Annotated in this window: 21 protein-coding genes and 2 tRNA genes; 17 read left to right on the forward strand and 6 right to left on the reverse strand. The window is 73.3% G+C overall.

The genetic code is table 11. The features are described from left to right. Positions 1 to 44: 44 nt before the first annotated feature. Positions 45 to 1961, reverse strand: coding sequence for an FUSC family protein (locus ACGFZP_RS04605; protein ID WP_392928539.1), 1917 nt, complete (start codon positions 1959 to 1961; stop codon positions 45 to 47). A gap of 421 nt (positions 1962 to 2382) precedes the next feature. Here ACGFZP_RS04605 and ACGFZP_RS04610 point away from each other — a divergent pair, with 421 nt between their 5' ends. From ACGFZP_RS04610 to ACGFZP_RS04630, 5 genes are all read left to right on the forward strand, one after another. Then, positions 2383 to 2934 (forward strand): hypothetical protein, encoded by a 552-nt coding sequence (locus ACGFZP_RS04610; protein ID WP_392928542.1) that lies wholly within the window; start codon positions 2383 to 2385, stop codon positions 2932 to 2934. A 43-nt stretch (positions 2935 to 2977) separates the two neighbouring features. Then, complete coding sequence (locus tag ACGFZP_RS04615; protein ID WP_392928543.1) at positions 2978 to 4618, forward strand: WXG100 family type VII secretion target; 1641 nt, start codon at positions 2978 to 2980, stop codon at positions 4616 to 4618. A 200-nt stretch (positions 4619 to 4818) separates the two neighbouring features. Next, positions 4819 to 6192, forward strand: coding sequence for a type VII secretion-associated serine protease mycosin (mycP, locus tag ACGFZP_RS04620; RefSeq protein WP_392928545.1), 1374 nt, complete (start codon positions 4819 to 4821; stop codon positions 6190 to 6192). Positions 6193 to 6335: 143 nt separating this feature from the next. Continuing rightward, positions 6336 to 7754, forward strand: a complete 1419-nt coding sequence (gene mycP / locus ACGFZP_RS04625) for a type VII secretion-associated serine protease mycosin (protein ID WP_392928547.1) — start codon at positions 6336 to 6338, stop codon at positions 7752 to 7754. Positions 7755 to 7860: 106 nt separating this feature from the next. Continuing rightward, entirely contained in the window at positions 7861 to 9201 is a 1341-nt protein-coding gene (locus tag ACGFZP_RS04630) for an MFS transporter (protein WP_392928549.1), read from the forward strand. Between the two features lie 18 nt (positions 9202 to 9219). Here the strand turns inward: ACGFZP_RS04630 and ACGFZP_RS04635 are convergent, their stop codons facing one another. Next, positions 9220 to 9816 (reverse strand): flavodoxin family protein, encoded by a 597-nt coding sequence (locus ACGFZP_RS04635; RefSeq protein WP_392928551.1) that lies wholly within the window; start codon positions 9814 to 9816, stop codon positions 9220 to 9222. 166 nt (positions 9817 to 9982) lie between these two features. Between ACGFZP_RS04635 and ACGFZP_RS04640 the strand changes: the two genes are divergently transcribed. From ACGFZP_RS04640 to galE, 4 genes are all read left to right on the forward strand, one after another. Beyond that, positions 9983 to 10393, forward strand: coding sequence for a winged helix-turn-helix transcriptional regulator (locus ACGFZP_RS04640; RefSeq protein WP_392928553.1), 411 nt, complete (start codon positions 9983 to 9985; stop codon positions 10391 to 10393). Between the two features lie 78 nt (positions 10394 to 10471). Continuing rightward, a tRNA-Thr gene (locus ACGFZP_RS04645) sits at positions 10472 to 10544 on the forward strand. 169 nt (positions 10545 to 10713) lie between these two features. Next, positions 10714 to 11382, forward strand: a complete 669-nt coding sequence (locus ACGFZP_RS04650; RefSeq protein ID WP_392928555.1) for a LuxR C-terminal-related transcriptional regulator — start codon at positions 10714 to 10716, stop codon at positions 11380 to 11382. 235 nt (positions 11383 to 11617) lie between these two features. Further along, positions 11618 to 12577: a UDP-glucose 4-epimerase GalE gene (galE, locus tag ACGFZP_RS04655; protein WP_392928556.1), complete on the forward strand. Its 960-nt coding sequence runs from the start codon at positions 11618 to 11620 to the stop codon at positions 12575 to 12577. A 75-nt stretch (positions 12578 to 12652) separates the two neighbouring features. Here the strand turns inward: galE and ACGFZP_RS04660 are convergent, their stop codons facing one another. Beyond that, the gene (locus tag ACGFZP_RS04660) at positions 12653 to 13315 is read right to left on the reverse strand and encodes a TetR/AcrR family transcriptional regulator (RefSeq protein WP_392928558.1); all 663 of its coding nucleotides are present in this window, start codon (positions 13313 to 13315) and stop codon (positions 12653 to 12655) included. Positions 13316 to 13433: 118 nt separating this feature from the next. Between ACGFZP_RS04660 and ACGFZP_RS04665 the strand changes: the two genes are divergently transcribed. The 4 genes from ACGFZP_RS04665 (at position 13434) to ACGFZP_RS04680 (ending at position 18275) form a co-directional block, all read left to right on the forward strand. Next, a complete protein-coding gene (locus tag ACGFZP_RS04665) occupies positions 13434 to 14015 on the forward strand; it encodes an NADPH-dependent FMN reductase (RefSeq protein WP_392928560.1) in 582 nt (193 codons plus the stop codon). A 27-nt stretch (positions 14016 to 14042) separates the two neighbouring features. Then, positions 14043 to 15563: a DHA2 family efflux MFS transporter permease subunit gene (locus ACGFZP_RS04670; RefSeq protein WP_392928562.1), complete on the forward strand. Its 1521-nt coding sequence runs from the start codon at positions 14043 to 14045 to the stop codon at positions 15561 to 15563. Between the two features lie 186 nt (positions 15564 to 15749). After that, positions 15750 to 16661 (forward strand): LuxR C-terminal-related transcriptional regulator, encoded by a 912-nt coding sequence (locus ACGFZP_RS04675; protein ID WP_392928564.1) that lies wholly within the window; start codon positions 15750 to 15752, stop codon positions 16659 to 16661. A gap of 60 nt (positions 16662 to 16721) precedes the next feature. Next, a complete protein-coding gene (locus ACGFZP_RS04680; RefSeq protein ID WP_392928566.1) occupies positions 16722 to 18275 on the forward strand; it encodes a polysaccharide biosynthesis protein in 1554 nt (517 codons plus the stop codon). 25 nt (positions 18276 to 18300) lie between these two features. Here the strand turns inward: ACGFZP_RS04680 and ACGFZP_RS04685 are convergent, their stop codons facing one another. Then, positions 18301 to 18798, reverse strand: coding sequence for a MarR family winged helix-turn-helix transcriptional regulator (locus tag ACGFZP_RS04685; RefSeq protein ID WP_392928568.1), 498 nt, complete (start codon positions 18796 to 18798; stop codon positions 18301 to 18303). A 111-nt stretch (positions 18799 to 18909) separates the two neighbouring features. Between ACGFZP_RS04685 and ACGFZP_RS04690 the strand changes: the two genes are divergently transcribed. Further along, on the forward strand, positions 18910 to 19728 hold the full coding sequence (locus ACGFZP_RS04690) for a methyltransferase domain-containing protein (protein WP_392928569.1): 819 nt from the start codon (positions 18910 to 18912) through the stop codon (positions 19726 to 19728). A gap of 15 nt (positions 19729 to 19743) precedes the next feature. Here the strand turns inward: ACGFZP_RS04690 and ACGFZP_RS04695 are convergent, their stop codons facing one another. After that, the gene (locus tag ACGFZP_RS04695) at positions 19744 to 20346 is read right to left on the reverse strand and encodes a TetR family transcriptional regulator (RefSeq protein WP_392928571.1); all 603 of its coding nucleotides are present in this window, start codon (positions 20344 to 20346) and stop codon (positions 19744 to 19746) included. A gap of 173 nt (positions 20347 to 20519) precedes the next feature. Continuing rightward, positions 20520 to 21491: an acyl-CoA desaturase gene (locus tag ACGFZP_RS04700; RefSeq protein WP_392928573.1), complete on the reverse strand. Its 972-nt coding sequence runs from the start codon at positions 21489 to 21491 to the stop codon at positions 20520 to 20522. 237 nt (positions 21492 to 21728) lie between these two features. Here ACGFZP_RS04700 and ACGFZP_RS04705 point away from each other — a divergent pair. The 3 genes from ACGFZP_RS04705 to ACGFZP_RS04715 all read left to right on the forward strand — a co-directional run bounded on the left by ACGFZP_RS04705 (position 21729) and on the right by ACGFZP_RS04715 (position 24639). Next, positions 21729 to 21802: transfer RNA gene (locus ACGFZP_RS04705), tRNA-Gln, on the forward strand. Positions 21803 to 21942: 140 nt separating this feature from the next. Next, positions 21943 to 23418: a bifunctional UDP-N-acetylglucosamine diphosphorylase/glucosamine-1-phosphate N-acetyltransferase GlmU gene (glmU, locus tag ACGFZP_RS04710; RefSeq protein ID WP_392928575.1), complete on the forward strand. Its 1476-nt coding sequence runs from the start codon at positions 21943 to 21945 to the stop codon at positions 23416 to 23418. 243 nt (positions 23419 to 23661) lie between these two features. Beyond that, on the forward strand, positions 23662 to 24639 hold the full coding sequence (locus ACGFZP_RS04715) for a ribose-phosphate diphosphokinase (protein WP_392928577.1): 978 nt from the start codon (positions 23662 to 23664) through the stop codon (positions 24637 to 24639). Positions 24640 to 24810 lie beyond the last annotated feature (171 nt).

Genomic DNA, 24810 nt, shown 5'->3' on the forward strand with positions numbered 1-24810 from the left:
TAGGGCCCGTCTTCAAGCCCCCGCCTGCGGGGCGGCGTTGGGCCTCAGGTCCGCAGCAGCGTTTCGAGTTCGTCCGCCGCACGGCCCAGCGCACTGCGCGTCGGGTCGTGCGGCCGGGTCGGGCGGGCCGCGGACCGGGTCGGCGGGCGGTGCTCGCGGGCGGCCCGGGTGAGCTCGTCCAGGGCCCGCCGGACCCGGGCCACCTCGACCGGGTCGGGCACCCGGCCGCCGTACCTGAGCTGTGCCGCGTAGGCCGCCACCGCGCCGCTGAGGCGTTCCAGCGCGGCGGTCGCGGGCAGCCACTGCTCGGCCAGCCGCCCGGTCGGCGGCGGTTCGCTGAGCCCCTGCCGCACCTCCTGGCGGGCGTCCGCCAGCGCCCGGTACGCGGTGCGGCGCAGCCAGACCTCGGCGACCGGTTCGGCGTCCCCGGCGGTCCGGGTGACGGAGGAGAGGTAGGACCGGAGGGCGGTGGTCGCGTCCACCAGCCGGGGCTCTATCCGGTGGCGCGGGCGGTCGGGCCAGAGCAGGCAGCCGAAGAGCAGCACGATGGCGCTGGCGAGCGCGGTGTCCAGCACCCGGGGCCGGAACTCGGCCGCGCCGCTCTGGCCGCCCAGCTGGAGCAGGATCAGTGCCATCGGCGTCATGGCGACGGTGTTCAGGCCGTAGTGCGCCGCCGTGACATAGGGGAGAAGCGCCACGCAGAGCGCGGCGATGGCGGTCAGCACCCAGGCGTCGGTCGTGGCGGACAGCACGGCCGCCGTGACGGCCACCCCCAGTACCGTGCCGACCGAGCGGCTGACCGCGCGCAGGAACACCGAGCCGAGGTCGGGCTTGAGGACGAAGGCGATCGTCATCGGCACCCAGTAGCTCCGGCTGAGCGGGAGCGCGGCCGTGACGGCCTCGCCCACCGCGATGCAGAGGGCCACCCGCAGGCCGTACCGGACCGAGCCGCGGGAGAGCAGCCGGACCCGGAGCCGCCAGGGGTCCGGCGGTGGCGGCGGTGCGGTGCCGAGCACCGCCGCCCGGCCGGCCACCGTCTCGGCGGCGGCGCGCAGGGCCACGTCCAGGGCCTGGCGGGACGGCGTGTCCGGCTGCCAGTCGGGCACGGTCACCTCGCCGCCGCCGCGCTCCACCGCGCGGGCCAGCAGACCGGGGACGGCGGCGACCTCGGGCGGGACGGGCCGCCAGGCCCAGAGCAGTCCGCTGGCGGCCTCGGTGGCGGCCAGCGCAGCCGCGTACATCCGACGGAGCCCGGCGGTGCGGGGCGGCTCGGCTCCGCGGGGGCGGGGGAGCAGGTCCTGGACCTGGTTCAGACGGGCCGTCAGCACCTGGCGGGAGGAGGCGCCGCGCGGTGTGCCGAGATCGGCGAGGGTGCGGCCGAGTGCGTCGTACGCGGCGGCCAGGGCGCGGCCCCGCGGGTCGGCCCGCGGGCGGCGGTGGCTGCGGTGGGGCAGGCCGAGTGCGATCACCAACGCAGCCCCGGCCAGCATCATCGGCGCCGCGGCCCACCACGGGTGGGGCAGCGGCATGCCGCTGCCGAGCGCGGCGGAGACGAGCAGCAGCAGGCCCGCCGCCGAACCGCGCGGGCCGGTGGCGCTCAGTGCGCCGGAGGCGAAGGCGGTGAGGGTGAGGGCGGCGGCCACGGCGAGGGTGGTGCCGGTGCCCGGGAGGGCGGCCTTCTGGAGGGCGGTGCCGACCAGCATGCCGAGGGCGGAGGCGAGCACCGCGGCGGCGATCCGCGGGGCGCGCAGGCGGGTCGGTTCGGTCCGGTCGTTCATGGTGGCGTGCATCGCGCCGAGGCCTGCGAAGACGCCGAGGTCCAGGCGGTGGGTGAGCAGCCCGAGTGCCAGCGGCAGCGCCATGCCGACGGCGGCGCGGAGCATCGGCGCGAGGGGGAGCGGGGGCCGGGCCGGGCGGGCGGCCCTGGCCCACCAGGGGGTGCTGGGCTGCCCGGATGACACCTGATCACGTCCGTCCCGCTGCAGGCCGCCCCGGTGGGTGAACGGGGGCGGGGGTCGCTGCTGTGCGACATTGCGCGGCAGATGAGGTCGTACCGGGTTCAACCGGACCGGGCCAGTCTAGGGCCTGTCCGGCGGGTGGGGCGGGTCGGGTCGGTGGGGCGGCGGGGGGCTGGCCGGTGGGCCTGGTCGGCCTCCCGGCCGGGTTGTACGTGTCAAGTTCGTACCGATCGGGCTCGGTCCTGCCATGGGCCCTGCCCGTCCGTCAGGGGTGGTGGCTACGATGGTCGTGGCGGCGGCTGTCCCACAGGGCGGACGGTACGTCGATCAGACTGTACGACCGAGAAGTTGACGGTGTGTTGCGGTGCAGTGGCCGGGGCGTCTCCCCGGCGGCGCCCGCACACGGGGGAAGAGGTGGATTGCGGTGGCAGACGCGGCTCAGAGCGGCGGCGCGGCGGGGACGACAGGCGGCGCGACGACGCCGCCTCTGGACGACACACCGTTCGTGCTCAGCACTGGTCACGGCATCTTCGGGTTCGTCGAGAACGCGATCAGTGCGGTTCAGACGGAGGTGAGCGCCTCGGCGCTGGTGTCCGCCTTCGGCAGCGCGGACGTCAAGATCGAGCTGGAGACGCTGACCGCCTTCAAGAAGAAGGTCGACGCGCTGTTGGCCTCGCTTGAGGGGTCGGATGCGGCCCAGGACAAGCTCAAGGAGCAGCGGCTCAACGCGGGGAACCTCGGGACGGGCTTCAGCGAGTCCACGGACCTGATGGCCGCTTACGACAAGACGCATGCGGCGATCGCCCAGCTGTCGAAGAGCTTCGCCGACCAGATCGCGAAGATGAGCGAGGCGGTCGCGCAGACGGCGGTCAACTACGGGAGCAACGAGGAGCACCAGACCGCCGCCTCGAAGGCCGTCGCCAAGAACGCGGGTACGTACACCCCGGCGGCGGGGCCGAAGGGCGTGGAGTTCTGATGGTGATCCGAGGCGGAGCACTGACGGACACGGGGAGTAACTGATGGCAGGCGGAACAAACTTCGAGGGAATTGAGCACGGCAAGCTCAAGTCCATGGTCGCCACCACGGATCCGGGGAAGGTCACCGGCCGGGGTACGCAGCTGAAGGCCGCCGGCCGGGTCCTGGACGACCTGAGCCGTGCACTGGCCGCTCACCTGGGCCAGATCCAGTGGGAGGGTCCGGCCGCCGAGAACTTCAAGGCCTGGGCGACCGACCTGAACAAGTCGGCCGCGATGATCAGCGAGTACTCCAAGGGCGCCGGCGAGGCGATGGTCGAGGCGGGCGAGGCGCTCAGCAGCGCCAAGACCGGTGTGCCCGAGGTCCCGAAGACCGACATCGCGACGGTCGACCGGCACGGCAAGCAGCCGAGCCTGAAGCCGTCGTCGATGAGTCTGCTCGGCATCGGGAGCCCGACCGCGATCACCGACGCGATCATGAAGAAGGAGGACCCCACCTGGGTGTCCTCCGCCGAGGCCCAGGCGGCGCAGAAGCGGGTCGAGGTCGCGCACCAGGAAGCCATCCACCAGATGGAGAAGCTGGGGCAGGCGTACGAGGCCGCGACCACCAAGCTGAACGGGCTGAAGCTGCCTGAGCTGCCAGGTACGCCCGGGGACGGCCCCAAGGACGTCCACGAGAGCGAGGACGTGTCCGTTGGCGGCGGCGGCCGCGGTGGGTCGGGTGGCGGAAGCGTCCGCAGCCCGAAGGTCGACGGAGGCAGCGGAAGCTACGGTCCGCCCAGTGGCGGTGACCGCAACCGGGGTCCGGGGCTGCCCCCGCCGAGCGTGCCGCCCACGCCCGGCCCGCAGTACCCGGGTCGGCCCGAACCCACTCCGCCTCCGGTTCCGCCGCGCACCCTGCCGCCGCTGCCGACCGACCCCGGGGGTGTCGTGCCCGGCCCGGCGCCGACGCACCCGAGCCTGCCGCAGCTGCCCGGCACCGACATCAACAGCGTGCCGACGCTGCCGACCGTGCCGGGGCCGACCACCCCGGGCGTTCCGGGCATCGTGCCGCCCAGCGGTCCCGGTGTTCCGGGCACTCCGGGTGGTCCCGGTGGCGGTCCCGCCTTCCCCGGTACCGGTCCGACGGTCTTCCCCGGGTTCCCCGGCGGGGGCGGCGGGTCGACCCAGAGCAGGACCGGCAGCGTGAACCCGAGCCGTCCGAGCACCTTCGGCGGTGGCCCGGCCTCGTCGAAGAACGGTGCGCCGGCGACGGGTGGCGGGCCGGTCTTCGGCTCGCGCGAGGCTCAGGCCGGTCGGAGCGGTGCGCCCGGTGGCCCCGGTGGCATGGGCGCCGGCGGTATGCACGGCGGTGCGGGTGGTGGCGGCGCCACCGGCTCGCGCGGTCGGGGCCTCACGTCCACCGGCGGCGGTACGGTCGGTGGCCGCAAGGGACCGACCGCCGGGGGCGAGTTCACCCCGGGCGGCAGCGGTCTGCGCAACCGTGCGGGCGGCGCCGGTGGTGCCGGTGGCACCGGTCCCGAGGGCGGGTCTCGTTCCGGCCAGAACGGCATGATGGGCGGCGGGGCGGCAGGTGGCGCCGGCAGGAGCGAGCGCGACCGGCGCAAGCGGGCCGACTACCTGCACGAGGACGATGAGACCTGGACGAACGGAACGCCGCAGAGCAACCCCGGCGTGATTGAGTAGGACTGGAACAACTGCCCGGCCACTGGGTGCACCCCGGTGGCCGGGCAGACCTGTCCGGGGCGCGGTCCTCGGCTGACGGGGAGACTGACGAGGGAGCTGGGATGCGGCGGACGGGACTTCGGGCTGGGTGGCGCGGGCTCGCGGCAGCGTTGCTGGCGGCGGGTGTGATTGCGGGACCAGCAGTGGTTCCTGCGGCCGCGGTGGACTCGATCCGTGAGCAGCAGTGGCATCTGGACGCCATGAAGGCACCGGAGATGTGGCAGACCACAAAGGGGCAGGGCGCCACTGTTGCCGTGATCGACAGCGGTTTCAAGATGGACCACCCTGATCTGAGCGGCCAGTTCCTACCGGGGAAGGACTTCAGCGGCCTCCCGGGCGGGGTCGGGGTCGATGCGACCGGCCACGGCACCGGAATCGCCGGATTCATCGCTGGTACCGGCAAGGGCCTGGGCGGCAAGGGGGCCTACGGACTTGCGCCAGGAGCCAAGATCCTGCCATTGAAGATCAACACCAACGGCGATGCCGCGAATCCGATCGACGCGTCGGGCTACCTCAAGCAGGTGGACCAGGCCATCGTCTATGCGGCCGACCAGGGTGCCAAGGTCATCAACATCTCCTCGGTGGCCGGCTCCACCGGGGTTTCGCCGACGGATATCTCCGAGCTTGGTTCGGCTGTTACGCATGCGACCGCCAAGGGTGCTCTGGTGGTGGCGGGCGCCGGGAACAGCGGCCAGCAGGGAAATCCGCTGCTCTACCCGGCGGCGCTGTCCGGTGTCATGGCTGTGGCCGCCGTCGATCGAAACGGCCTGGTCACCAGCGAGTCCGAGCACGGGCCGCAGGTCGACCTGGCGGCGCCGGGCATGGAGATGTACACCTCCTGCACAGGGGCGTCGGGCTACTGCAAGACGCATGGAACATCCGACGCGACTGCGATCGTCTCCGCCTCGGCGGCGCTCCTGTCGGCCGCCCACCCGGACTGGAACGGCAACCAGATCGCACGAGTGCTGATCAACACGGCGGGCAAGCCGACGGACGGAAGTAGCTGGAACGACAGTGTCGGCTACGGCGGTGTCCGCCCCCGGGTGGCGCTGACCACCCCCGGCGATCCGGGCCCGGCGAATGCGAACCCGTTGGCCGAGGCGCCGCCGGGCACGCAGCCCTCCCCGGGGCCGGCCACCACGGCGGCACCGTCTGTCTCCGCGTCAGCTCCTGCGACGGTGCCTGCGTCTCCGGTGCCGTCGGAGGGTGGTGAGCCGGTCGGGTCGCCGGTTGCGCAGCCGAGGGCCGACGAGGGGTCGGACTCCGGGAGTCTGGTGCCGATGGTGGCCGCGGTGGTGGTCGGGTTGGTGCTGGTGGCGGGTGTGGTGTTCTTCGTTCTGCGGCGACGGGCCGCTTCGCGGGAGGTGCCGGTCGGGGAGCCTGCGGGTGTGGTGCCGCCGGCTCCGTCGGGGTATCCGAACGTGCCCGGGCAGGCGCCGCAGCAGTCTGGGCCGGGGGTTCCGCCGCCTCCGGGGTACGGGCCGCCGTCGTATGAGCCGCCGGCTCCGCCGAGCGACAACCCGTACGCGAGGTAGCAGGGAAGAGCATGGCCGCCCGGTTGCACGGAAGTTGCCGTGCAGCCGGGCGCGTTGTGTGGGGCTGGGTGCACCCCGGTGGCCGGGCAGGCCTGTCCGGGGTGCGGTCCTCGGCCGAGGGGGAGACTGACGAGGGAGCTGGGATGCGGCGGACAGACGTACTGGCGCGCGGGCGGGGGTTCGCCGCACTACTGCTGGCGGCCGGTGTCGTTGCGGGGCCGGCGGTGGCGCCGGCCGCGGCGGACTCCATCCGGGATCAGCAATGGCATCTCGATGTCATGAAGGCGTCCGAGATCTGGCAGAAGACCAGGGGGCAGGGCGTCACCGTCGCGGTGATCGACAGTGGATTCAAGCTGGATCATCCGGACCTGGTCGGGCAGTTGCTGCCGGGCAAGGACTTCAGTGGTCTCCCGGGCGGCGTAGGGGCCTTCACGGAGAGCCATGGCACGGAGATGGCGGCGCTCGTCGCGGGGTCCGGAAAGGGCATGAACGGCAGCGGCGCCCACGGTCTCGCCCCGGGGGCCAAGGTCCTGCCGATCAAGATCAAGAACAATGACAACGCGGTGGGCGTGAGCTCGTCGGAGTTCCTCAACCAGATCGACCAGGGCATCGTCTACGCGGCCGACCAGGGCGCGAAGGTGATCAGCATCTCGCAGGCGACCTCGGCGGCGCGGGTGTCGGCCGATGACGTCACCGCCCTCAAGGCCGCAGTGGCGCACGCGACCTCCAAGGGTGCTCTGGTCGTGGCGGGCGTCGGGAACGCGGCCCAGTCGGGCAATCCGCTGCAGTACCCGGCGGCACTCCCCGGTGTCGTCGGCGTGGGTGCGGTCGGTCGCGACGGAACGGTGACCGCGGAGTCGGAGCAGGGTCCGCAGGTCGACCTGGTCGCGCCGGGCATCGAGATCTACAACGCCTGTACTGCGGCGTCGGGTTACTGCAAGGGGCACGGAACGTCCGATGCCACCGCACTCGTCTCCGCCTCGGCGGCGCTGGTGTGGTCGGTGCACCCCGGTTGGACGGCGAACCAGATCACGCGCGTCCTCGTCAACACGGCCGGCAAGCCGACGGACGGCTCCAACCGCAATGACGTCGTCGGGTACGGCATCGTCCGGCCCCGGGTGGCGGTGACGGAGCCCGGTGACCCGGGGCCTGCGGATGTGAGCCCGATTCCGGAGCCGGTCGTGGCGACGCCCGCGCCCTCGGCGTCGCCGCCGAAGCCGTCGAGTGCGGCGCCCACCTCGGCCCCGTCCGTTTCTGCGTCTCCGGTGCCGTCGGAGGGTGGCGTGCCGGTCGGGTCGCCGGTTGCGCAGCCGAGGGCCGACGAGGGGTCGGACTCCGGGAGTCTGGTGCCGATGGTGGCCGCGGTGGTGGTCGGGTTGGTGCTGGTGGCGGGTGTGGTGTTCTTCGTTCTGCGGCGACGGGCCGCTTCGCGGGAGGTGCCGGTCGGGGAGCCTGCGGGTGTGGTGCCGCCGGCTCCGTCGGGGTATCCGAACGTGCCCGGGCAGGCGCCGCAGCAGTCTGGGCCGGGGGTTCCGCCGAGCGACAACCCGTACGCGAGGTAGCAGGGAAGAGCCGGGCGCGTTGGTGCGGGGCGCGCGCCCCGGGAGTGCGACCGTGTCACTCGGGTGGGCGCTGTGCGGCGGGTGGCCGGGTCGGCACTGTGGCGGTATGGATACGCAGGAAGCCCGGCAGGCGCCGCAGTTGCACCGAGCGGCGGCGGCCGCGCTGATCGGCACGGCGATCGAGTTCTACGACTTCTTCATCTACGGGACGGCGGCCGCGCTGGTCTTCGGCAAGGTGTTCTTTCCCGAACTGGGCACGGTGGGAGCGCTGTTGGCGGCGTTCTCGGTGTACGCGGTGGCGTTTCTGGCGCGGCCGCTGGGGGCGGTGGTGTTCGGCCACTTCGGGGACCGGCTGGGTCGCAAGGTGACGCTGGTGGTGTCGCTGCTGCTGATGGGGTTGTCGACGGCCGCGGTGGGGGTGCTGCCGGGGTACGAGGCCTGGGGGTGGTGGTCGCCGGTGGCGCTGGTGCTGCTGCGGGTGTGCCAGGGCGTCGGGTTGGGCGGGGAGTGGGGCGGGGCGGCGCTGCTCATCGCGGAGAACGCGCCGGCCGGGCGGCGCGGGCGGTACGGGGCGTTTCTGCAGCTCGGGCCGACCAGCGGGTTCGTACTCGCCAACGGGGTGTTCCTGGTCCTGCAACTGGCGCTGGACCAGCGGGCGTTCGACACCTGGGGCTGGCGGGTGCCGTTCCTGGCCTCGCTGGCGCTGGTGGCGGTGGGCCTGTTCGTCCGGCTGCGGATCACCGAGACGCCGCTGTTCCGGGCGGGGGAGCGGCGGGAGCGGCCGCCGGTGGCGGAGGTGCTGCGCGGGCACTGGCGGACGGTGCTGCTCGGATGCGGTGCGATCACCGTCGGGTACGCGCTGTTCTACCTGACCACCACCTACGCGCTGGCGTACGCGACGACCGGGCTGGGGGTGCCGAGCACGCTGGTCCTGTCGATGCTGCTGGTGGGCGCGGTGGGGAAGGGCGCGACGGTCTGGGTGAGCGCCCGCCGCAGTGACCGGTGGGGGCGCCGGCGGATGCTGCAGCTGGCGACCGGTCTGGCGATGCTCTGGTCCCTGGTGCTGTTCCCGCTGCTGGAGACGGTGCGCCGACCGCTGATGTTCCTGGCGCTGGCGGGGGCGATGGTGGTGCTGGGCGGTCTACTGGGGCCGCTGGCGGCGTATCTGCCGGAGCTTTTCCCGACCCGGGTGCGGTACACGGGGGCCGCGCTGACGTACAACCTCGGCGGGGTGGTGGGCGGTGCGACCACGCCGCTGATCGCGACCAGGCTGACCGGGGCGTACGGGACGGCCGAGCCGGTGGGCTGGTACCTGGCGGCGCTGGGGGCGGTCGCGCTGCTCTGTCTGCGGCTGCTGCCGGAGACCCGCGGCGCGGACCTCACGGTGCCGCTGCAGGACGGCGGACGCCGCCGGGCGCCCGTACTGGAGGCGGACCCGGCGGCGTAGCGCGTGGTGGTGCGGAGGTCAGACCGCGACGGCGGCGCGGCCCGCCAGCAGGGTGGCGGTGTGCCGGGTGACCCGGCCGCCGAGGTGCTCGGCGGTCGCGATGTCGGCCTTGTGGACGGTGTCGGCGCCACCGTCGGCCGGGGTGGAGGCCGCGGCGCCGGCGAAGAAGCCGAGGCGGTTGAGGTCGTTCTCGGAGCCGGTCGAGGAGTTCCAGCCCGGCTTGAGGCCCAGGTTGACCCAGTTCATGCCGTGCTGGGCGGCGAGGGTCTGGAAGAAGCCCAGGGTGCCGGCCTTGTCGCCGCTCTTGGAGGCGGAGTTGGTGAAGCCGGCGGCGACCTTGTCCAGCCAGGCGTCGCCGAACCAGCGCTTGCTGCTGGCCTCGGCGAAGGCGTGGAACGCGCCGGAGGCGGTGCCCATGTAGGTGGGGGAGCCGAAGACGATCGCGTCGGCGGCGTCCAGCTGCGCCCACTGCTCGTCGGTGATGGAGTCGACGGCGATCGACAGGACCTCGGCGCCGGCCTCGGCGGCGCCGCGGGCGACGGCCTCGGCGATCACGGCGGTGTGGCCGTAGCCGGAGTGGTAGGCGATGGCGACGGTCGGGCGGGTGGCGGTCATGTCTGGGGCACTCCTGAACGGTGGCATGGCGGGGACGGCAGGGCGGACGGGCCGAGAACTGGAGGAGGCGCGGTGCACCGCCTCCGCCGGACTCGGTCTCTAATATAGACCAGGTTTCTAATGGTTACCAAGGGTGGCTTGGAGACTCGGGGCTACCCTGGAGTACATGACGACGCACGAGCGGTGCCCGGCCGACCCCGGGCAGGACCAGGGACTCGATGTCTTCGCGCAGCTCTGTCCGAGCCGGGCGGTGTTCGCGGAGCTGGCGGACAAGTGGTCGCTGCTGATCCTGATGAGCCTCGGCGAGTTCGGGCAGCAGCGCTTCTCGGAGCTCCAGCGCGCGGTCAACGGAGTCAGTCGCAAGATGCTCACCCAGTCGCTGCGCGCGCTGGAGCGCAACGGTCTGGTGCGGCGCACCGTGCACCCCGAGACGCCGCCGCGCGTGGTCTACGACCTGCTGCCGCTCGGCCTCGAGCTGGCCGCACTGGTGGCGCCGGTGGGTCGCTGGACCGAGCTCCACGCCGAGCGGATGCTGGCCGCGCGCGAGGAGTTCGACCGTGCCCACGCCGAGGGCTGACCAGGCGGCGGAGGCTCCGGAGGCCGATTTCCCTTTCGGGCCGCGAGCCGTGTAATGTCTTCCTTGTTCGACCGGTTCGCCCCTATAGCTCAGTCGGTAGAGCGTCTCCATGGTAAGGAGAAGGTCTGCGGTTCGATTCCGCATGGGGGCTCAAAGTGAAGGACCCTCGCCCAACGGCGAGGGTCCTTTTCGTGTTCCCGCCCGCCCTCCGGGTGTGAGGCGGCCTAGCGGGTCGGGTACGGAATGCGCTGTGATGGTGCGTCATCGGCCGCCCGCCCCACCGGGGACGGGCGCGGGCCGGACCCCGACCTGGAGGCGTCATGGGTGTTCGACTCGTGGTGGTCGACGACCACCGGTTGCTGGCCGAGGCGCTGGCCACCGCGCTCCAGCTGCGCGGCCACCGGGTGCTCGCGGTGGGGTCGCCAGGGGGTGCGGCCGCCGACCTGGTGGCCGGGCGGCGGCCCGAGGTGTGCCTGCTCGGGGTGGCCGCTCCGGCCGAGCCGGGGGCCTTCGACGGGCTGCGGCGGATCCGCCGGGAGCGGCCCGAGGTGGCCGTCATCGTGCTCGGACCGGTCGGCGAACTGCGGGGCGTGGCGGCGGCGTTCGCGGCGGGGGCGGCCGGCTACGTGCCCAGCGACGAGCGGATCGAGGTGGTCGAACGGGCCATCACACGGGCTCGGGCGGGTGAGGCGGCGGTCGCGGTGGACGTCCTGCGGGGGGCCTTCGACCAGCTGCTGAGACCGGCGGCCGAGCCGGACGACGAAGCCGTCCGGCTGCTGCGGCTGCTGACCCGCCGTGAGGTCCAGGTGCTGGCGCGGATCACGGACGGCGAGGACACCGCGGCGATCGCGGCCGGGATGCGGATCGCCGCGAGCACGGCCAGGACCCACGTCCAGCGGGTGCTGATGAAGCTCGGCGCGCGCACCCGGCTGGAGGCGGCGGCCGTGGCGGCCCGGACCGGACTGCTGGAGCGCATGGTGCGCGACTGACGCGAGCGGCAGGGCGGCGGTGGGACCGGGGGCGGTGATCGGGCGGGCGGCGGCGTCGGCGTACCGGCCGGGTGAACCCGGCCGACGGGCCGTCCGGGCGCCGGCGGCCGCTGCCGGGCGGCGGGGCGTTCCGATGGTCCGGAGCACCCCCGCGGCCAGGGAGAATGGGCCCGTCGTACGTACGTCACCGATGGCCCGCCGACGCCGCGGACCATCGCCCGCTGGAGGTCTCATCATGAGTAAGTACCTGGTCACGGGTGGCGCCGGCTATGTCGGAAGTGTCGTCGCCGCCCACCTGCTGGAGGCGGGACACCAGGTGACCGTCCTGGACGACCTCTCCACCGGGTTCCGGGAGGGTGTGCCGGCCGGCGCCGAGTTCGTGCGCGGTCGGATCCAGGACGCCGCCGACGTGCTGGACGGCTCCTTCGACGGCGTGCTGCACTTCGCCGCCTCCTCCCAGGTCGGCGAGTCGGTCGCGGACCCGGAGAAGTACTGGCGCAACAACGTGGCCGGCTCGCTGGAGCTGGTCGCCGCGATGCGCAAGGCCGGCGTGCGCAAGCTGGTGTTCTCCTCCACCGCCGCCGTGTACGGCGAGCCCGAGGAGGTCCCGATCGCCGAGACCGCCCGCACCTCGCCGACCAGCACCTACGGCGCCACCAAGCTGGCCGTCGACCACCTGATCACCAGCGAGGCCGTCGCCCACGGCCTGGCCGCCGTCTCGCTGCGCTACTTCAACGTGGCCGGTGCGTACGGCGCGTACGGCGAGCGGCACGACCCCGAGTCGCACCTGATCCCGCTGGTCTTCCAGGCCGCGCTCGGGCAGCGCGAGCACATCGCGGTGTACGGCGACGACTACCCGACCGAGGACGGCACCTGCATCCGCGACTACATCCACGTCGCGGACCTCGCCGAGGCGCACCTGCTGGCGCTGGACGCGGCCAAGCCCGGTGAGCACCTGATCTGCAACCTGGGCAACGGCAGCGGCTTCTCGGTCCGCCAGGTGATCGAGTCGGTCAAGCGGGTCACCGGCCGGGAGATCCCGGTGGTGACCTCGGGCCGCCGGGCCGGCGACCCCGCCGTGCTGGTGGCCTCGGCCGCGCGCGCCCACCAGGCGCTCGGCTGGACCCCGCGCCGCCCGAACCTGGACGAGATCGTCGCCGACGCCTGGAACTTCACCCTGGAGAAGAACCGCTAGCCACCGTCCGTCGAGGCGCCGCCCCCGATCCCGGGGGCGGCGCCTCGGCGTTTGCGGGCGACGCCGGGGCCGTCGTCAGACCCCCGACCGCGGCGCGGCGTAGGCGCGCAGGAACACCTGCACGCCGCTGCGGACGATCTCCTCCGTCTGCCCGGCCGTGAGCGGGTACACGCCCCAGTACGAGCGCTGGGTGACCTCGGTGCCGGTGAGCAGCACGAAGTGCTGGGCCGCGCGCGCCGGATCGGGCGCCTCCAGCAGCCCCTGGTCGGCCAACTCGCCGAACCGCTGCGAGAGTTCGGCCATGGCCCGGCGCGGCCCGCTCTCCTGCCAGGCGTCCAGCAGCGGCTTCGGCAGATGGCCCGCCTCGGCGTTGATCTGGCGGACCAGGGCGAAGTGGTCGCCGAACTCCCACAGTGCGGCCACCCAGGCCAGGGCGAACGCGACGAGGTCCGCCTCCAGGTCGGTGACCTTGGCCAGCCGTCGCTCGATGACGTCCAGTTGGGCGTCCCTGACCTGCCCGGCGCTGTCCTGGACGACGCTCTGGAAGAGCAGCTCCTTGCCGGCGAAGTGGTTGTAGATGGTGCGGGTGGAGACCTCGGCCTCCGCGGCGATGGCGTCGATGCTGGCGCGGGTGTAGCCGTCCCGGCCGAAGACGGTGCGGGCGGCCCGGACGATGGCCTGACGCTTCTCGGCCAGCCCGCGGCGGGGCTTGTCGGGCGTCTCGTTCTGGCTGGTCATCGAAGCTCCTCCAAAAACTTGCAGTCACCGTTGTACTTGTTGCCATACACGTTGTACTTTACCTGACATGCCGTCCGATCGGGCGGCGCCCTCCGCACCGCAGAGCAGGGAGACCGCCATGTCCGAGACCACGTACCGCGTCGCCGTCATCGTCGGCAGCAACCGTCAGGGCCGCTTCGCGCCCACCGTCGCCGACTGGTTCCTGCGCACCGCCAAGGGCCGGGACGACCTCGACCTGGACGTCGTCGACCTGGCCGACCACCCGCTGCCGAACCTGGGCGACACGCCCACCGCCGAGCAGGCCGAGCTGCTCGCCGCGCTCTCCCTGCGGCTGGCCGCCGCCGACGCCTTCGTGGTGATCACGCCCGAGTACAACCACAGCTTCCCCGCCGCCCTGAAGAACGCCATCGACTGGCACCACGCCGAGTGGCAGGCCAAGCCGGTCGGCTTCGTCTCCTACGGCGGCCTCGGCGGCGGGCTGCGCGCGGTCGAGCAGCTGCGGCTGGTCTTCGCCGAGCTGCACGCCGTCACCGTCCGGGACACCGTCAGCTTCCACGGCGCCTGGGCGGTCTTCGGCGACGACGGCGAGCCGGTCGACCCGACCGTCCCGAACGGCGCCGCCAAGGGCATGCTCGACCAGCTCACCTGGTGGGCCCGCGCGCTGCACGACGCCCGTACCGCCCGCCCGTACGGCGTCTGAACCGCGCCACGAGAGGGGGGACCGGAGATGAGCACCGTCACCGCCGCCGCACCCGCGCGGTCCACCGCTACCGCCGCCGCGGCCGGCCCGCGCACCGCGGCGATCGCCGCGGTCGTGGTCCTCGGCTCGCTGCTGACCGTCCTCGACACCACCATCGTCAACGTCGCCCTCAACCACCTCGCCGAGAGCTTCGACGCCCCGCTCGCCACCATCCAGTGGATCACCACCGGCTACACCCTGGCGCTCGCCACCGTCACGCCGGTCACCGCCTGGGCGATCGGACGCTTCGGCACCCGGCGCCTCTACCTGACAGCCCTCGTGCTGTTCGTGCTCGGCTCCACACTGGCCGGACTCGCCTGGGACGCCCCCTCCCTGATCGCCTTCCGCGTCCTGCAGGGCCTCGGCGGCGGCATGGTGATGCCGGTCGGGATGACCGTCCTGGTCCGGGCCTCCGACCCGGCCCGCACCGGGCGCACCATGAGCGTGCTCGGCATCCCCGTCCTGATCGGCCCGCTCGCCGGGCCGGTGCTCGGCGGCTGGCTGGTCGACCACGCCTCCTGGCGCTGGGTCTTCCTGGTCAACCTGCCGCTCGGCGCGCTGGCGCTGATCCTGGCCGCCCGGCTGCTGCCCCGCGGCGGCGGACAGGGCGGGCGCCGACTGGACCTGCCCGGGCTGCTGATGCTCTCGCCCGGCCTGGCCGCGCTGATCTACGGCCTGGGCGCCGAACGCGGGAACCCGGGCGGCCCGGGCACCCTGCTGCCCGCCCTGGGCGGCGCGGCCCTGGTCGCCGGGTTCGTCGTGCGGGCGTTGACCGCCCGCGAGCCGCTGCTCGACCTGAGGCTGCTGCGCCGGCGCTCCTTCGCCGCTCCGGCCGCCACCATCGCCCTGGTCGGCTGCGGCTACTTCGGCTCGATGCTGCTGCTCCCGCTCTACTACCAGCTGGTGCGCGGCGAGAGCGCCACCGCGGCCGGACTGCTCGGCATCCCGCAGGCCCTGGCCACCGGCATCAGCATGCAGATCGCCGGGCGGCTGACCGACCGCTTCGCCCCCGGGCGGATCGTGCTGGCCGGCGCCGCCACGGCCGCCACCGGCTTCGCCGCCTTCGCCCTCCAGGTGGCCGCCGACACCCCGTTCCGGCACCTGATCGCCGCCCTCGTGGTGATGGGCGCGGGCATCGGCATGACGCTGATGCCCGCGATGGCCGCGGTCACCCGCAGTGTCGCGCCCGCCGAGGTCCCAGCCGCCACCACCCTGCTCACCATCGTCCAGCAGGTATCCGGCTCGGTCGGCACCGCGCTGATGTCCGTGCTGCTCACCGGGGCGATGGCCGACCGGCTGCCGGGGACGGGCGACGGCGGCCTCGCCGTACTGCAGACCCTGACCGCTCCGGCCCGGGCCGTGCTCGCCCCCGGCCTTGCGGAGGCCTTCCGGGACACCTACGGATGGGCCGTGTCGCTGCTCGCCCTCGCCCTGCTGCCCGCCCTGCTGATGCCCCGCCGCAAGCCGGTCCAGGACGACCCCAAGTCACGCCAAGTACGCACCTCCTGACGAAACTTCACCAAACCCCCACCGAGCCGTCCCCCACCCCGTACGCTGAATTCGGTACTGGTGGGGGCCGGCACCTTGGCCCTACCGGGACCAGGTGGGCGGGCGGAGCGGAAGTGCCCAGGACGTGGCACTGGGCCCGGCCCGTCGCCCCGGGCGCCGGACGGTCCGAGCAGGGGGGAAGTGACGATGGGGCGGATCCGCGTCCTTGTGGTCGACGATCACCGGATCTTCGCCGAGGCCCTGGCCGCGGCGCTCGCCGCCGAGCCCGACGTGGAGGTCGGCGCAGCCGGCAGCGCGGCCGCCGCCGAGCGAGCCCTGGAGCGGGCCGCGGTCGAGGGCCGCTCCTTCGACGTGGTGCTGATCGACGCGGACCTCGGCGCCGGTGCCGAGGCCGTCCCCACCATCCCGCGCCGGCCCGTCCGCCCCGGCGAGGGCCTGCCCGACGCGGCCCGGCGGCGCCTGCCGCCCCCGGTGCCCGCACCCCGCCGCCCTCCCGCCATCCCGCTGCCGCCCGTCGGTCACCCCGCCGGGCCGCCCGCGGAGGCGTACCGCACCGCACCGGCACCCGACGGCATCACCCTGCTCGCCCGGGTCCGCCGCAACCACCCGGCGGTGCGCGCGATCGTCCTGGCCGCCGCCGACGACCCGCACCGCGCCGCCCGCGCCCTGCACGCCGGCGCCACCGGCTGGGTCGCCAAGGAGAGTTCGCTGGCCCGCCTGCTGGCCGTGGTCCGCGGGGTGCTGCGCGACGAGACGCATCTGCCGCCGGCGCTGCTCACCGGTGTCATCCGCGAGCTGACCACCGCCCGGCGGGACCGCACCGAGAGCGAACGCCTCGTCGACACCCTCACCCCGCGGGAGAAGCAGATCCTGCGCTGTATGGTCGCCGGCCTCGGCCGGCAGGCCGTCGCCGAACGGCTCTACCTCTCCCCGCACACCGTGCGGACCCACATGCAGAACGTCCTCGGCAAGCTCGGGGTGCACTCCACCCTGGCCGCCGTCGCGGTCGCGCGCCGGGCGGGCGTCAGCCCGTCCGAACCGGCCGCGCCCACAGCCCCGCCGTCCGTCGCCACCACCACAGCTCCCGGCGCCGGCTGACCCGGGTAACACCGCACCGACCCCGTCAGGTCCGTCAGGTCAGGGAAATCCGGAGGACAGATGTCGCCGCACAGTACTTCCGCACGCCCGCACGACGCCCAGAACACCCCGGGAGCGGGCCGCAGCGCCCAGCCGGAGGGTCTGCGGACCCTCGTCGTGGGCGCCGGAGCGGCCGGCACGGCGCTCGTCCGCGACCTCGACCGGGCACCCGAGTTCGGGCTCCGGCCGATCGGGCTGCTCGACGACGACCCGGCCAAGTCCGGACGGTCGGTGGAGTCCGTGCCCGTCCTCGGCACCCTCGCCGAGCTCACCGCGATCGCCGTCCGGCACCGCGTCCAGGTGGTCGCGCTCGCCATCCCCGGCCTCGCCCCGCAGCGGGTCCGGGCGCTGGCCACCGCCGCCGCCGCGGCCGGCGCCGCCGTGCGCTACCTGCCGTCCTTCCTGGCCGCGCTGCGCCGCGAGGTGGTCGGCTCGGACATGCGCAGCCTGGACGTCAACCGGCTGATCGGCCGGCACGAGGTGCACGTGGTCTCCGCCGACGTCCGGGACGTGATCGAGGGCCGGCGGGTGCTGGTGACCGGGGCCGGCGGCTCGATCGGCAGCGAACTCTGCCGCCAGGTCAACGCGTTCAACCCCAGCGCGCTCTACATGCTGGACCACGACGAGTCGAACCTGCACCGCCTGCAGCTGGAGATCTGGGGCGAGGCGCTGCTCACCGACGAGTCGCTGGTGATCGCGGACATCCGGGACCGGCCGCGGATCCAGCAGATCTTCCGCGACCTCAAGCCCGAGGTGGTCTTCCACGCCGCCGCCCACAAGCACCTGCCGCTGCTGGAGCGCCACCCCAGCGAGGCGGTGAAGTCCAACGTGCTGGGCACCGACCACCTGGTGGAGGCGGCGCTCGCCACCGGCGTCGAGCGGTTCGTGCTGATCTCCACCGACAAGGCGGCCGACCCGACCTCGGTGCTCGGTGCCAGCAAGCGGCTGGCCGAGCTGATCGTGCAGGCCAACGCCAGGGACGCGCGCAACCTCGGCACCGGGGTGTTCTCGGCGGTCCGCTTCGGCAACGTGCTGGGCTCGCGCGGATCGCTGCTGTCGGTGCTGGCCGAGCAGCTGCGCAGCGGCGGACCGGTGACGATCACCCACCCGGACGTGACGCGGTTCTTCATGACCATCGAGGAGGCCGTCGGCCTGGTGCTGGAGTCCGGCCGGATGGCGCACGGCGGTGAGGTGTTCGTCCTCGACATGGGCGAGCCGGTGCGGATCGTCGACCTGGTGCACAACTTCGCCGAGCAGGTCCAGCTGGGCCGGGACGAGGTGGAGATCCGCTACACCGGCCTGCGGACGGGGGAGAAGCTGAACGAGGCGCTGTTCTCGGAGGGCGAGGAGCGGCTGCCCACCGCCCACGCCCGGATCTATGCCACGGTGGCCGAGCACTCGTCCGGACCGGAGGACCTGGCGGGCGGGCTGACCGGCCTGTACGAGGCGGCGGAGGGCAACAGCGACGAGGAGGTGCGCCGCCGACTGGCCGAACTGCTGCCCGGCTACCGCACCGCGCAGCCGGCCCCGGAGCCGGTGCCGGCGCTCAGCGCGCCCTACCCGGACGGGTTCTGACGGCCGGTGGGCCCGGGCGGAAGCCCTAGCCGGGGATGTTGTCGAAGGGGGCGACGAGCTGGCGCAGCAGCCCGGCGAGCTCGCCCTGCTGGCCGGAGGTGAGCTGGGCGAGCAGCTCGCGCTCGTGCGCGAGCAGCCCGGCGAGCGCCTGGTCGGCGCGGTCGCGCCCGTCGTCGGTGAGCCGGACCAGCACGCCGCGCCGGTCGTCCGGGTCGGGCAGGCGCTTGACCAGGCCCTTGCCGGTGAGCCGGTCGATCCGGTTGGTCATCGTGCCGGAGGTCACCAGGGTCTGGGTCAGCAGCTGTCCGGGGGAGAGCTGGTACGGGGAGCCGGCCCGCCGCAGCGCGGTCAGCACGTCGAACTCCCAGGGCTCCAGGCCGTGCTCGGCGAAGGCCGTCCGACGGGCGCGGTCAAGGTGCCGGGCGAGCCGGCTGACCCGGCTGAGCACCTCAAGTGGTTCCACGTCGAGGTCGGGGCGCTCTCGGCGCCATGCTGCGACCAGGCGGTCGACCTCGTCCTCCATGACGATCAGTGTATCGGGGGATGTGTCGATGTGAAGTCTCTTGACGTCGAGAAATGTAACGTGGAAGCTGCGTCTGGATATCTTGATGTCGAGATACTTGCGAGGTCGACCATGAGCACCCCCACCTGGGACCCGGCCCAGTACCTGCGCTTCGCCGACGAACGGACCCGCCCGCTGCGGGATCTGCTCGCCCGGACCCCCGCCGTGCCGCACGAGCCGGCCGCCACGATCCTGGACATCGGCTGCGGCCCCGGCAACTCCACCGCCGTCCTGCGCGAGCGCTGGCCCGCGGCCCGGATCACCGGCATCGACAACTCCGCCGAGATGCTCGCCACCGCCCGCACCGAGGGCGAGCCCTCCGCCGACTACCTGCTCGCCGACGCCGGCGGCTACGACCCGGCCGGCGCCGGGCCCGACCTGATCGCCTCCAACGCCACCCTGCAGTGGGTCGACGGGCACCTCGCCCTGCTGCCACGCTGGGCCGAGGCGCTCAAACCCGGCGGCGTGATCGCCTTCCAGGTGCCCGGGAACTTCGGCTCGCCCAGCCACACGCTGCTCGCCGAGCTGCGCCGGAGCCCTCGCTGGCGCGCCCTCCTCGGAGCGGACTCCACCCGGGCCGGCGTCCACGAGCCGGGCGATTACCTGGAGGTGCTGGCCGGCGCCGGGTGCGCCGTCGATGTCTGGGAGACCACCTACAGCACCCTGCTCCCCGGCCCGGACCCGGTGCTGGAGTGGGTCAAGGGCACCGCGCTGCGGCCCGTCCTCACCCGGCTCACCGACCCCGCCGAGCGGGGCGCCTTCCTCGCCGAGTACGGCGCCCTGCTGCGGGAGGCCTATCCGGCCGGGCCGCACGGCACCGTCTTCCCGTTCCGGCGGATCTTCGCCGTCGCGGTCCGCAGCGGCGGGCCGTCCCGATCGGGCCGGGCCTGAGCCGCCGGACAGGGCCTAGCCCTTCCGCTCGCCCACCAGCTTGGGGTGCCGCTCCATCCCCTCCAGGCCGTGCCAGGCCAGGTTCACCAGGTGGGCGGCCACCTCGGCCTTCTGCGGCTTGCGCACCTCCAGCCACCACTGGCCGGTCAGCGCGACCATCCCCACCAGCATCTGCGAGTACATCGGCGCCAGCCGCGGGTCGAAGCCCCGCGCCTTGAACTCCAGGCCGAGGATGTCCTCCACCTGGGTGGCGATGTCGCTGATCAGCGAGGCGAAGGTGCCGGTCGACTGGGCCACCGGCGAATCCCGGACGAGGATCTTGAAGCCGTCCGTGGAGGTGTCGATGTAGTCCATCAGCGCGAACGCGGCCTGCTCCAGCAGCTCGCGCGAGTGCCCGCCGGTCAGCGCTCCGGTGACCATGTCGAGCAGCAGCTGCATCTCGCGGTCGACGACCACCGCGTACAGCCCCTCCTTGCCGCCGAAGTGCTCGTACACCACCGGCTTGGACACCCCGGCGCGCTCGGCGATCTCCTCCACCGAGGTGCCGTCGTAGCCGCGTTCCGCGAACACCGTCCGGCCGATCTCCAGCAGCTGCTCCCGCCGCTGCTTCCCGGTCATCCGCACCCGGCCGCCGCGGCGGCGGGCCGCCGGAGCGGCGGAGCCCGTCGGGGCAGCGGCACGCGGACGGGCCGGCGCCGCACCGGGCGCGGCGTCCGTCCGCGTGCTCTCGTGGCCGCCTGTGCTGTCTGCGCTGCTCCCGTTCACCCCTACATCATGCTGCAGGCGCGGCCTCATGCGGCGCGGCGGGCGGCGATCCGCTCCGCGTCCGGCCAGCGGACGTCCCGGGCCCAGCCGGCCAGCTCGAACCAGCGGATCAGCCGGGCCGAGGAGTCGATCTGTCCGCGCAGCACCCCGTGCCGGGCCGAGGTCGGGTCGGCGTGGTGGAGGTTGTGCCAGGACTCGCCGCAGGAGAGCACCGCCAGCCACCAGACGTTGCCGGACCGGTCGCGCGAGCGGAACGGGCGCTCGCCGAGCGCGTGGCAGATCGAGTTGATCGACCAGGTGACGTGGTGCAGCAGCGCCACCCGGACCAGCGAGCCCCAGAAGAAGGCGGACAGCGCCCCCTGCCAGGACAGCGTGACCAGCCCGCCGACCAGCGGCGGCAGCAGCATCGAGATCGTGGTCCAGAGCCAGAACAGCCGGGAGATCCGCCTTATGGCCGGGTCGCCGACGAGGTCCGGCGCGTACTTCAGCTGCGGGGTCTGCTCCTCGTCGAAGAGCCAGCCCATGTGCGCCCACCAGAGGCCCTTGAGCAGGGCCGGGATGGTCTCCCCGTACCGCCACGGCGAGTGCGGGTCGCCCTCCTTGTCGCTGAACCGGTGGTGCCTGCGGTGGTCCGCCACCCAGCGCACCAGCGGGCCCTCGATCGCCAGCGAGCCGGCCACCGCCAGGCTCAGCCGGATCGCCCGGTTGGCCTTGAATGCGCCGTGGGTGAAGTAGCGGTGGTAGCCGACCGTGATGCCGTGGCAGGTGAGGAAGTACATGACGGTGGCGATCGCCAGATCCGTCCACCCCAGTCCCCACCCCCAGGCCACCGGCACGGCGGCCAGCAGGGCGACGAACGGTACGGCGATGAAGAGCCCGAGCGCGATCCGCTCGGCGAGCCCCTGGCTCTCCCCGCCGCGGGTGGCGGAGAGCAGGGTCGGGGCGGGGTCGATGGAGAGCGCGGTATCGGCGCGCGCCTCGCCGGCCTGGATGGTCATGGGCGTCCCTTGGGGGAGGGGGCGAAGGCTACGTTGGCGTAACCTACGGCATCGTAGGTTGCGGTTCGCCGCCAAGGGAATACGCGGCCGGGGGCGGGCGGGCGTATTTCACCCGACTGGATGGACAACGGGCGGGATCCGAGCGCGCGCGGCCGGTTGCGCAATGGTGGTGGAGCTATGCGGTCGCAACCCTTAGGCTGTGTCGGAGCGCCCTGGGCGCTGCGAGTTGATGATCGATCCGCCGTGGTGTAATGGCAGCACAGGGCCCTTTGGAGGCCTTTGTCTGGGTTCGAATCCTAGCGGCGGAGCCAGTGGACGCCCGTGTTTCGGGCTTGTCACCACACCGCCGGTATTGTCTGTGGCGCTCGGCGGACTGTGCGAAGGGCGACCGGCCTGGGTCGCGGCCGGGCTGCTCTGCCCTCTCTGTGAACCGACTGAGGAGCCTCCCCCCGTGAGTGCCAATTCGCCTGCCGCCGTTGTCGTGCTCGCCGCCGGTGGCGGGACCCGGATGAAGTCGAACAGCCTGCCCAAGGTGCTGCACGAGGTGTGCGGGCGTTCGCTGGTCGGGCACGCGGTGGCGGCGGCGGAGGAACTGACCCCGCGGCAGCTGGTCGTGGTGGTCGGCCACATGCGGGAGAAGGTGCAGGAGCACCTGGCGGCGCACTACCCGGCCGCGCGCGCCGTGGTGCAGACGGAGCAGAAGGGCACCGGGCACGCGGTGCGGACCGCCCTGGAGTCGCTGGCGGCCGACGGGGTGGAGCTGGACGGCACGGTGATCGTCACCACCGGGGACGCGCCGCTGCTGACCGGTGCGACGCTGCGCGCGCTCGCCGAGGCGCACGCCGAGCAGGGCAACGGCGTGACCGTACTGACCGCCGTGGTGCCGGACCCGTTCGGCTACGGGCGGATCCTGCGCGACCAGACCGACGGCGCGGTCGCCGCGATCGTCGAGGAGAAGGACGCCTCGGACGCGCAGCGGGCGATCGACGAGATCAACTCCGGGGTCTTCGCCTACGACGCCAAGCTGCTGGCCGAGGCGCTGTCCCGGGTGACCACGGACAACGTGCAGGGCGAGGAGTACCTCACCGACACCCTGGAGATCCTGCGCACGGCCGGCCACCGGGTGGGCGCCGTGGTGGCGGCCGACTACCGGGACATCCTGGGGATCAACGACCGGGTGCAGCTGGCGCAGGCCCGCCGGCTGCTGAACGACCGCCTGCTGGAGCAGGCGATGCGCGCGGGCGTCACCGTGGTGGACCCGGCGACGACCTGGTTCGACGTGCAGGTGTCCTACGAGCCGGACGCGGTGGTGCTGCCGGGCACCCAGCTGCACGGCACCACCCACCTGGGCGAGGGCTGCGAGGTCGGCCCGAACTCCACGATCAGGGACACCGCGATCGGCGCCGGCGCCCGTGTGAGCAACACCACGGCGGACCGCGCCGAGATCGGCGAGCTGGCGTCCGTCGGCCCGTACGCCTACCTGCGGCCGGGGGCGCGGCTGGCCCGCAAGGCCAAGGTCGGCACCTACGTCGAGGTGAAGAACTCGGAGCTGGGCGAGGGCGCCAAGGTGCCGCACCTCTCCTACATCGGGGACGCCACGATCGGCGAGGGCACCAACATCGGCGCGGCCTCGGTGACGGTGAACTACGACGGTGTGAACAAGCACCGCACGGTGGTCGGGGCCCACTGCCGCACGGGTTCCGACAACATGTTCATCGCCCCGGTGACCATCGGCGACGGCGCCTACACCGCGGCCGGCTCGGTGATCACGGGCGACGTCCCGGCCGGTGCGCTGGGCGTGAGCCGGGCGCAGCAGCGCAACATCGACGGCTGGGTGCTCCGCAAGCGCTCCGGTACGGACTCCGCACGCGCGGCGTACGTCGCGCAGGCGCGGGAGGGCGGGTCCGCCGAGGGCGACAAGGGCTGAGCGGGCCGTTCGCCCGGGCCGGGGCCGGTCCGGGAGGGCCGCTCCGGCCCGCGGGCCGTCCGAGGGGCGGTCCCGAGGCGGACGGTTTCTGCGCGGGCGCGTAACCTGGGGGACATACGTGCGCCATTGGGCCTACCGCCCGTGTCCAGGCGTACCGACAATCCCCGACCTCCATCGCCGGCAGGCCTGTGCCTGCCCGTGGTGCGGACGGGTTCAGCGTCAGCAACGCGAGGAGACGGTGCAGTGAGCGGGATCACGACGTCGGGTGAGAAGAAGCTGAAGCTCTTCTCCGGCCGTGCCCACCCGGAGCTGGCAAAGGAGGTCGCCGAGTCGCTGGGGACCGAGCTGGTCCCGACCAAGGCCCTGGACTTCGCCAACGGCGAGATCTACGTGCGCTTCCTGGAGTCGGCGCGTGGCGCCGACTGCTTCGTGATGCAGAGCCACACGGCTCCCATCAACCAGTGGATCATGGAGCAGTTGATCATGATCGATGCTCTGAAGCGGGCCTCCGCCCGGAGCATCACCGCGATCCTGCCGTTCTACGGCTACGCCCGCCAGGACAAGAAGCACCTGGGCCGCGAGCCCATCTCGGCCCGTCTGGTCGCGGACCTGCTGGCCACCGCCGGCGCCGACCGGATCATGGCGGTGGACCTGCACACCGCGCAGATCCAGGGCTTCTTCTCCGGCCCGGTGGACCACCTGTTCGCGCTGCCGCTGCTGGCCGACTACGTGGGCGAGAAGGTCGACCGCTCGCGGCTGACCGTCGTCTCGCCGGACGCCGGCCGGGTGAAGGTCGCCGACCAGTGGTCGGACCGCCTGGGTGCGCCGCTGGCGATCATCCACAAGCGCCGCGACATGACGCAGGCCAACACCATCCTCTCCGCCGAGGTGGTCGGTGACGTCAAGGGCCGCGTCTGCGTCCTGGTCGACGACATGATCGACACCGCCGGCACCATCTGCGCCGCGGCGGACGCGCTGTTCGAGAACGGTGCGGCGGACGTCATCGTGGCGGCCACCCACGGCGTGCTCTCGGGCCCGGCCGCGGACCGCCTGAAGAACTCCCGGGTGAGCGAGTTCGTGTTCACCAACACCCTCCCCACCCCGGCCGAGCTCCAGCTCGACAAGATCACCACGCTGTCGATCGCCCCGTCGATCGCCGCCGCGATCCGCGAGGTGTTCGAGGACGGCTCGGTGACCAGCCTCTTCGAGGGCGTGCACTGACCCCTGCACCACCCGTGCACGGACCTTCGGGGGCGTGCACTGACGAAGCCTCGGGCGGGGGGGCCCGGGCCCCCCCGGGCCCGGCGCCCCCCCCCCGGAAAGGGGGGGGCCCCCGGGGGGGGGGGACAGGAAAAAAAAACCGGGGGGGGGGGCGGGGGGGGGCGGCCCCCG

Origin of the sequence: Kitasatospora sp. NPDC048239 (assembly GCF_043202015.1) — a bacterium.
In the GTDB taxonomy this organism is placed as follows: domain Bacteria; phylum Actinomycetota; class Actinomycetes; order Streptomycetales; family Streptomycetaceae; genus Kitasatospora.

What these genes read in the sequence shown, in the direction of transcription:
- galE (WP_392928556.1), top strand. Translation starts at nt 11,618, where the DNA reads ATGAGTAAGTACCTGGTCACGGGTGGCGCCGGCTATGTCGGAAGTGTC.
- ACGFZP_RS04630 (WP_392928549.1), top strand. Translation starts at nt 7,861, where the DNA reads ATGGATACGCAGGAAGCCCGGCAGGCGCCGCAGTTGCACCGAGCGGCG.
- ACGFZP_RS04615 (WP_392928543.1), top strand. Translation starts at nt 2,978, where the DNA reads ATGGCAGGCGGAACAAACTTCGAGGGAATTGAGCACGGCAAGCTCAAG.
- ACGFZP_RS04635 (WP_392928551.1), bottom strand. Translation starts at nt 9,816, where the DNA reads ATGACCGCCACCCGCCCGACCGTCGCCATCGCCTACCACTCCGGCTAC.
- ACGFZP_RS04660 (WP_392928558.1), bottom strand. Translation starts at nt 13,315, where the DNA reads ATGACCAGCCAGAACGAGACGCCCGACAAGCCCCGCCGCGGGCTGGCC.
- ACGFZP_RS04690 (WP_392928569.1), top strand. Translation starts at nt 18,910, where the DNA reads ATGAGCACCCCCACCTGGGACCCGGCCCAGTACCTGCGCTTCGCCGAC.
- ACGFZP_RS04665 (WP_392928560.1), top strand. Translation starts at nt 13,434, where the DNA reads ATGTCCGAGACCACGTACCGCGTCGCCGTCATCGTCGGCAGCAACCGT.
- ACGFZP_RS04695 (WP_392928571.1), bottom strand. Translation starts at nt 20,346, where the DNA reads ATGACCGGGAAGCAGCGGCGGGAGCAGCTGCTGGAGATCGGCCGGACG.
- ACGFZP_RS04700 (WP_392928573.1), bottom strand. Translation starts at nt 21,491, where the DNA reads ATGACCATCCAGGCCGGCGAGGCGCGCGCCGATACCGCGCTCTCCATC.
- mycP (WP_392928547.1), top strand. Translation starts at nt 6,336, where the DNA reads ATGCGGCGGACAGACGTACTGGCGCGCGGGCGGGGGTTCGCCGCACTA.
- ACGFZP_RS04685 (WP_392928568.1), bottom strand. Translation starts at nt 18,798, where the DNA reads ATGGAGGACGAGGTCGACCGCCTGGTCGCAGCATGGCGCCGAGAGCGC.
- ACGFZP_RS04640 (WP_392928553.1), top strand. Translation starts at nt 9,983, where the DNA reads ATGACGACGCACGAGCGGTGCCCGGCCGACCCCGGGCAGGACCAGGGA.
- ACGFZP_RS04675 (WP_392928564.1), top strand. Translation starts at nt 15,750, where the DNA reads ATGGGGCGGATCCGCGTCCTTGTGGTCGACGATCACCGGATCTTCGCC.
- ACGFZP_RS04670 (WP_392928562.1), top strand. Translation starts at nt 14,043, where the DNA reads ATGAGCACCGTCACCGCCGCCGCACCCGCGCGGTCCACCGCTACCGCC.
- ACGFZP_RS04680 (WP_392928566.1), top strand. Translation starts at nt 16,722, where the DNA reads ATGTCGCCGCACAGTACTTCCGCACGCCCGCACGACGCCCAGAACACC.
- ACGFZP_RS04650 (WP_392928555.1), top strand. Translation starts at nt 10,714, where the DNA reads ATGGGTGTTCGACTCGTGGTGGTCGACGACCACCGGTTGCTGGCCGAG.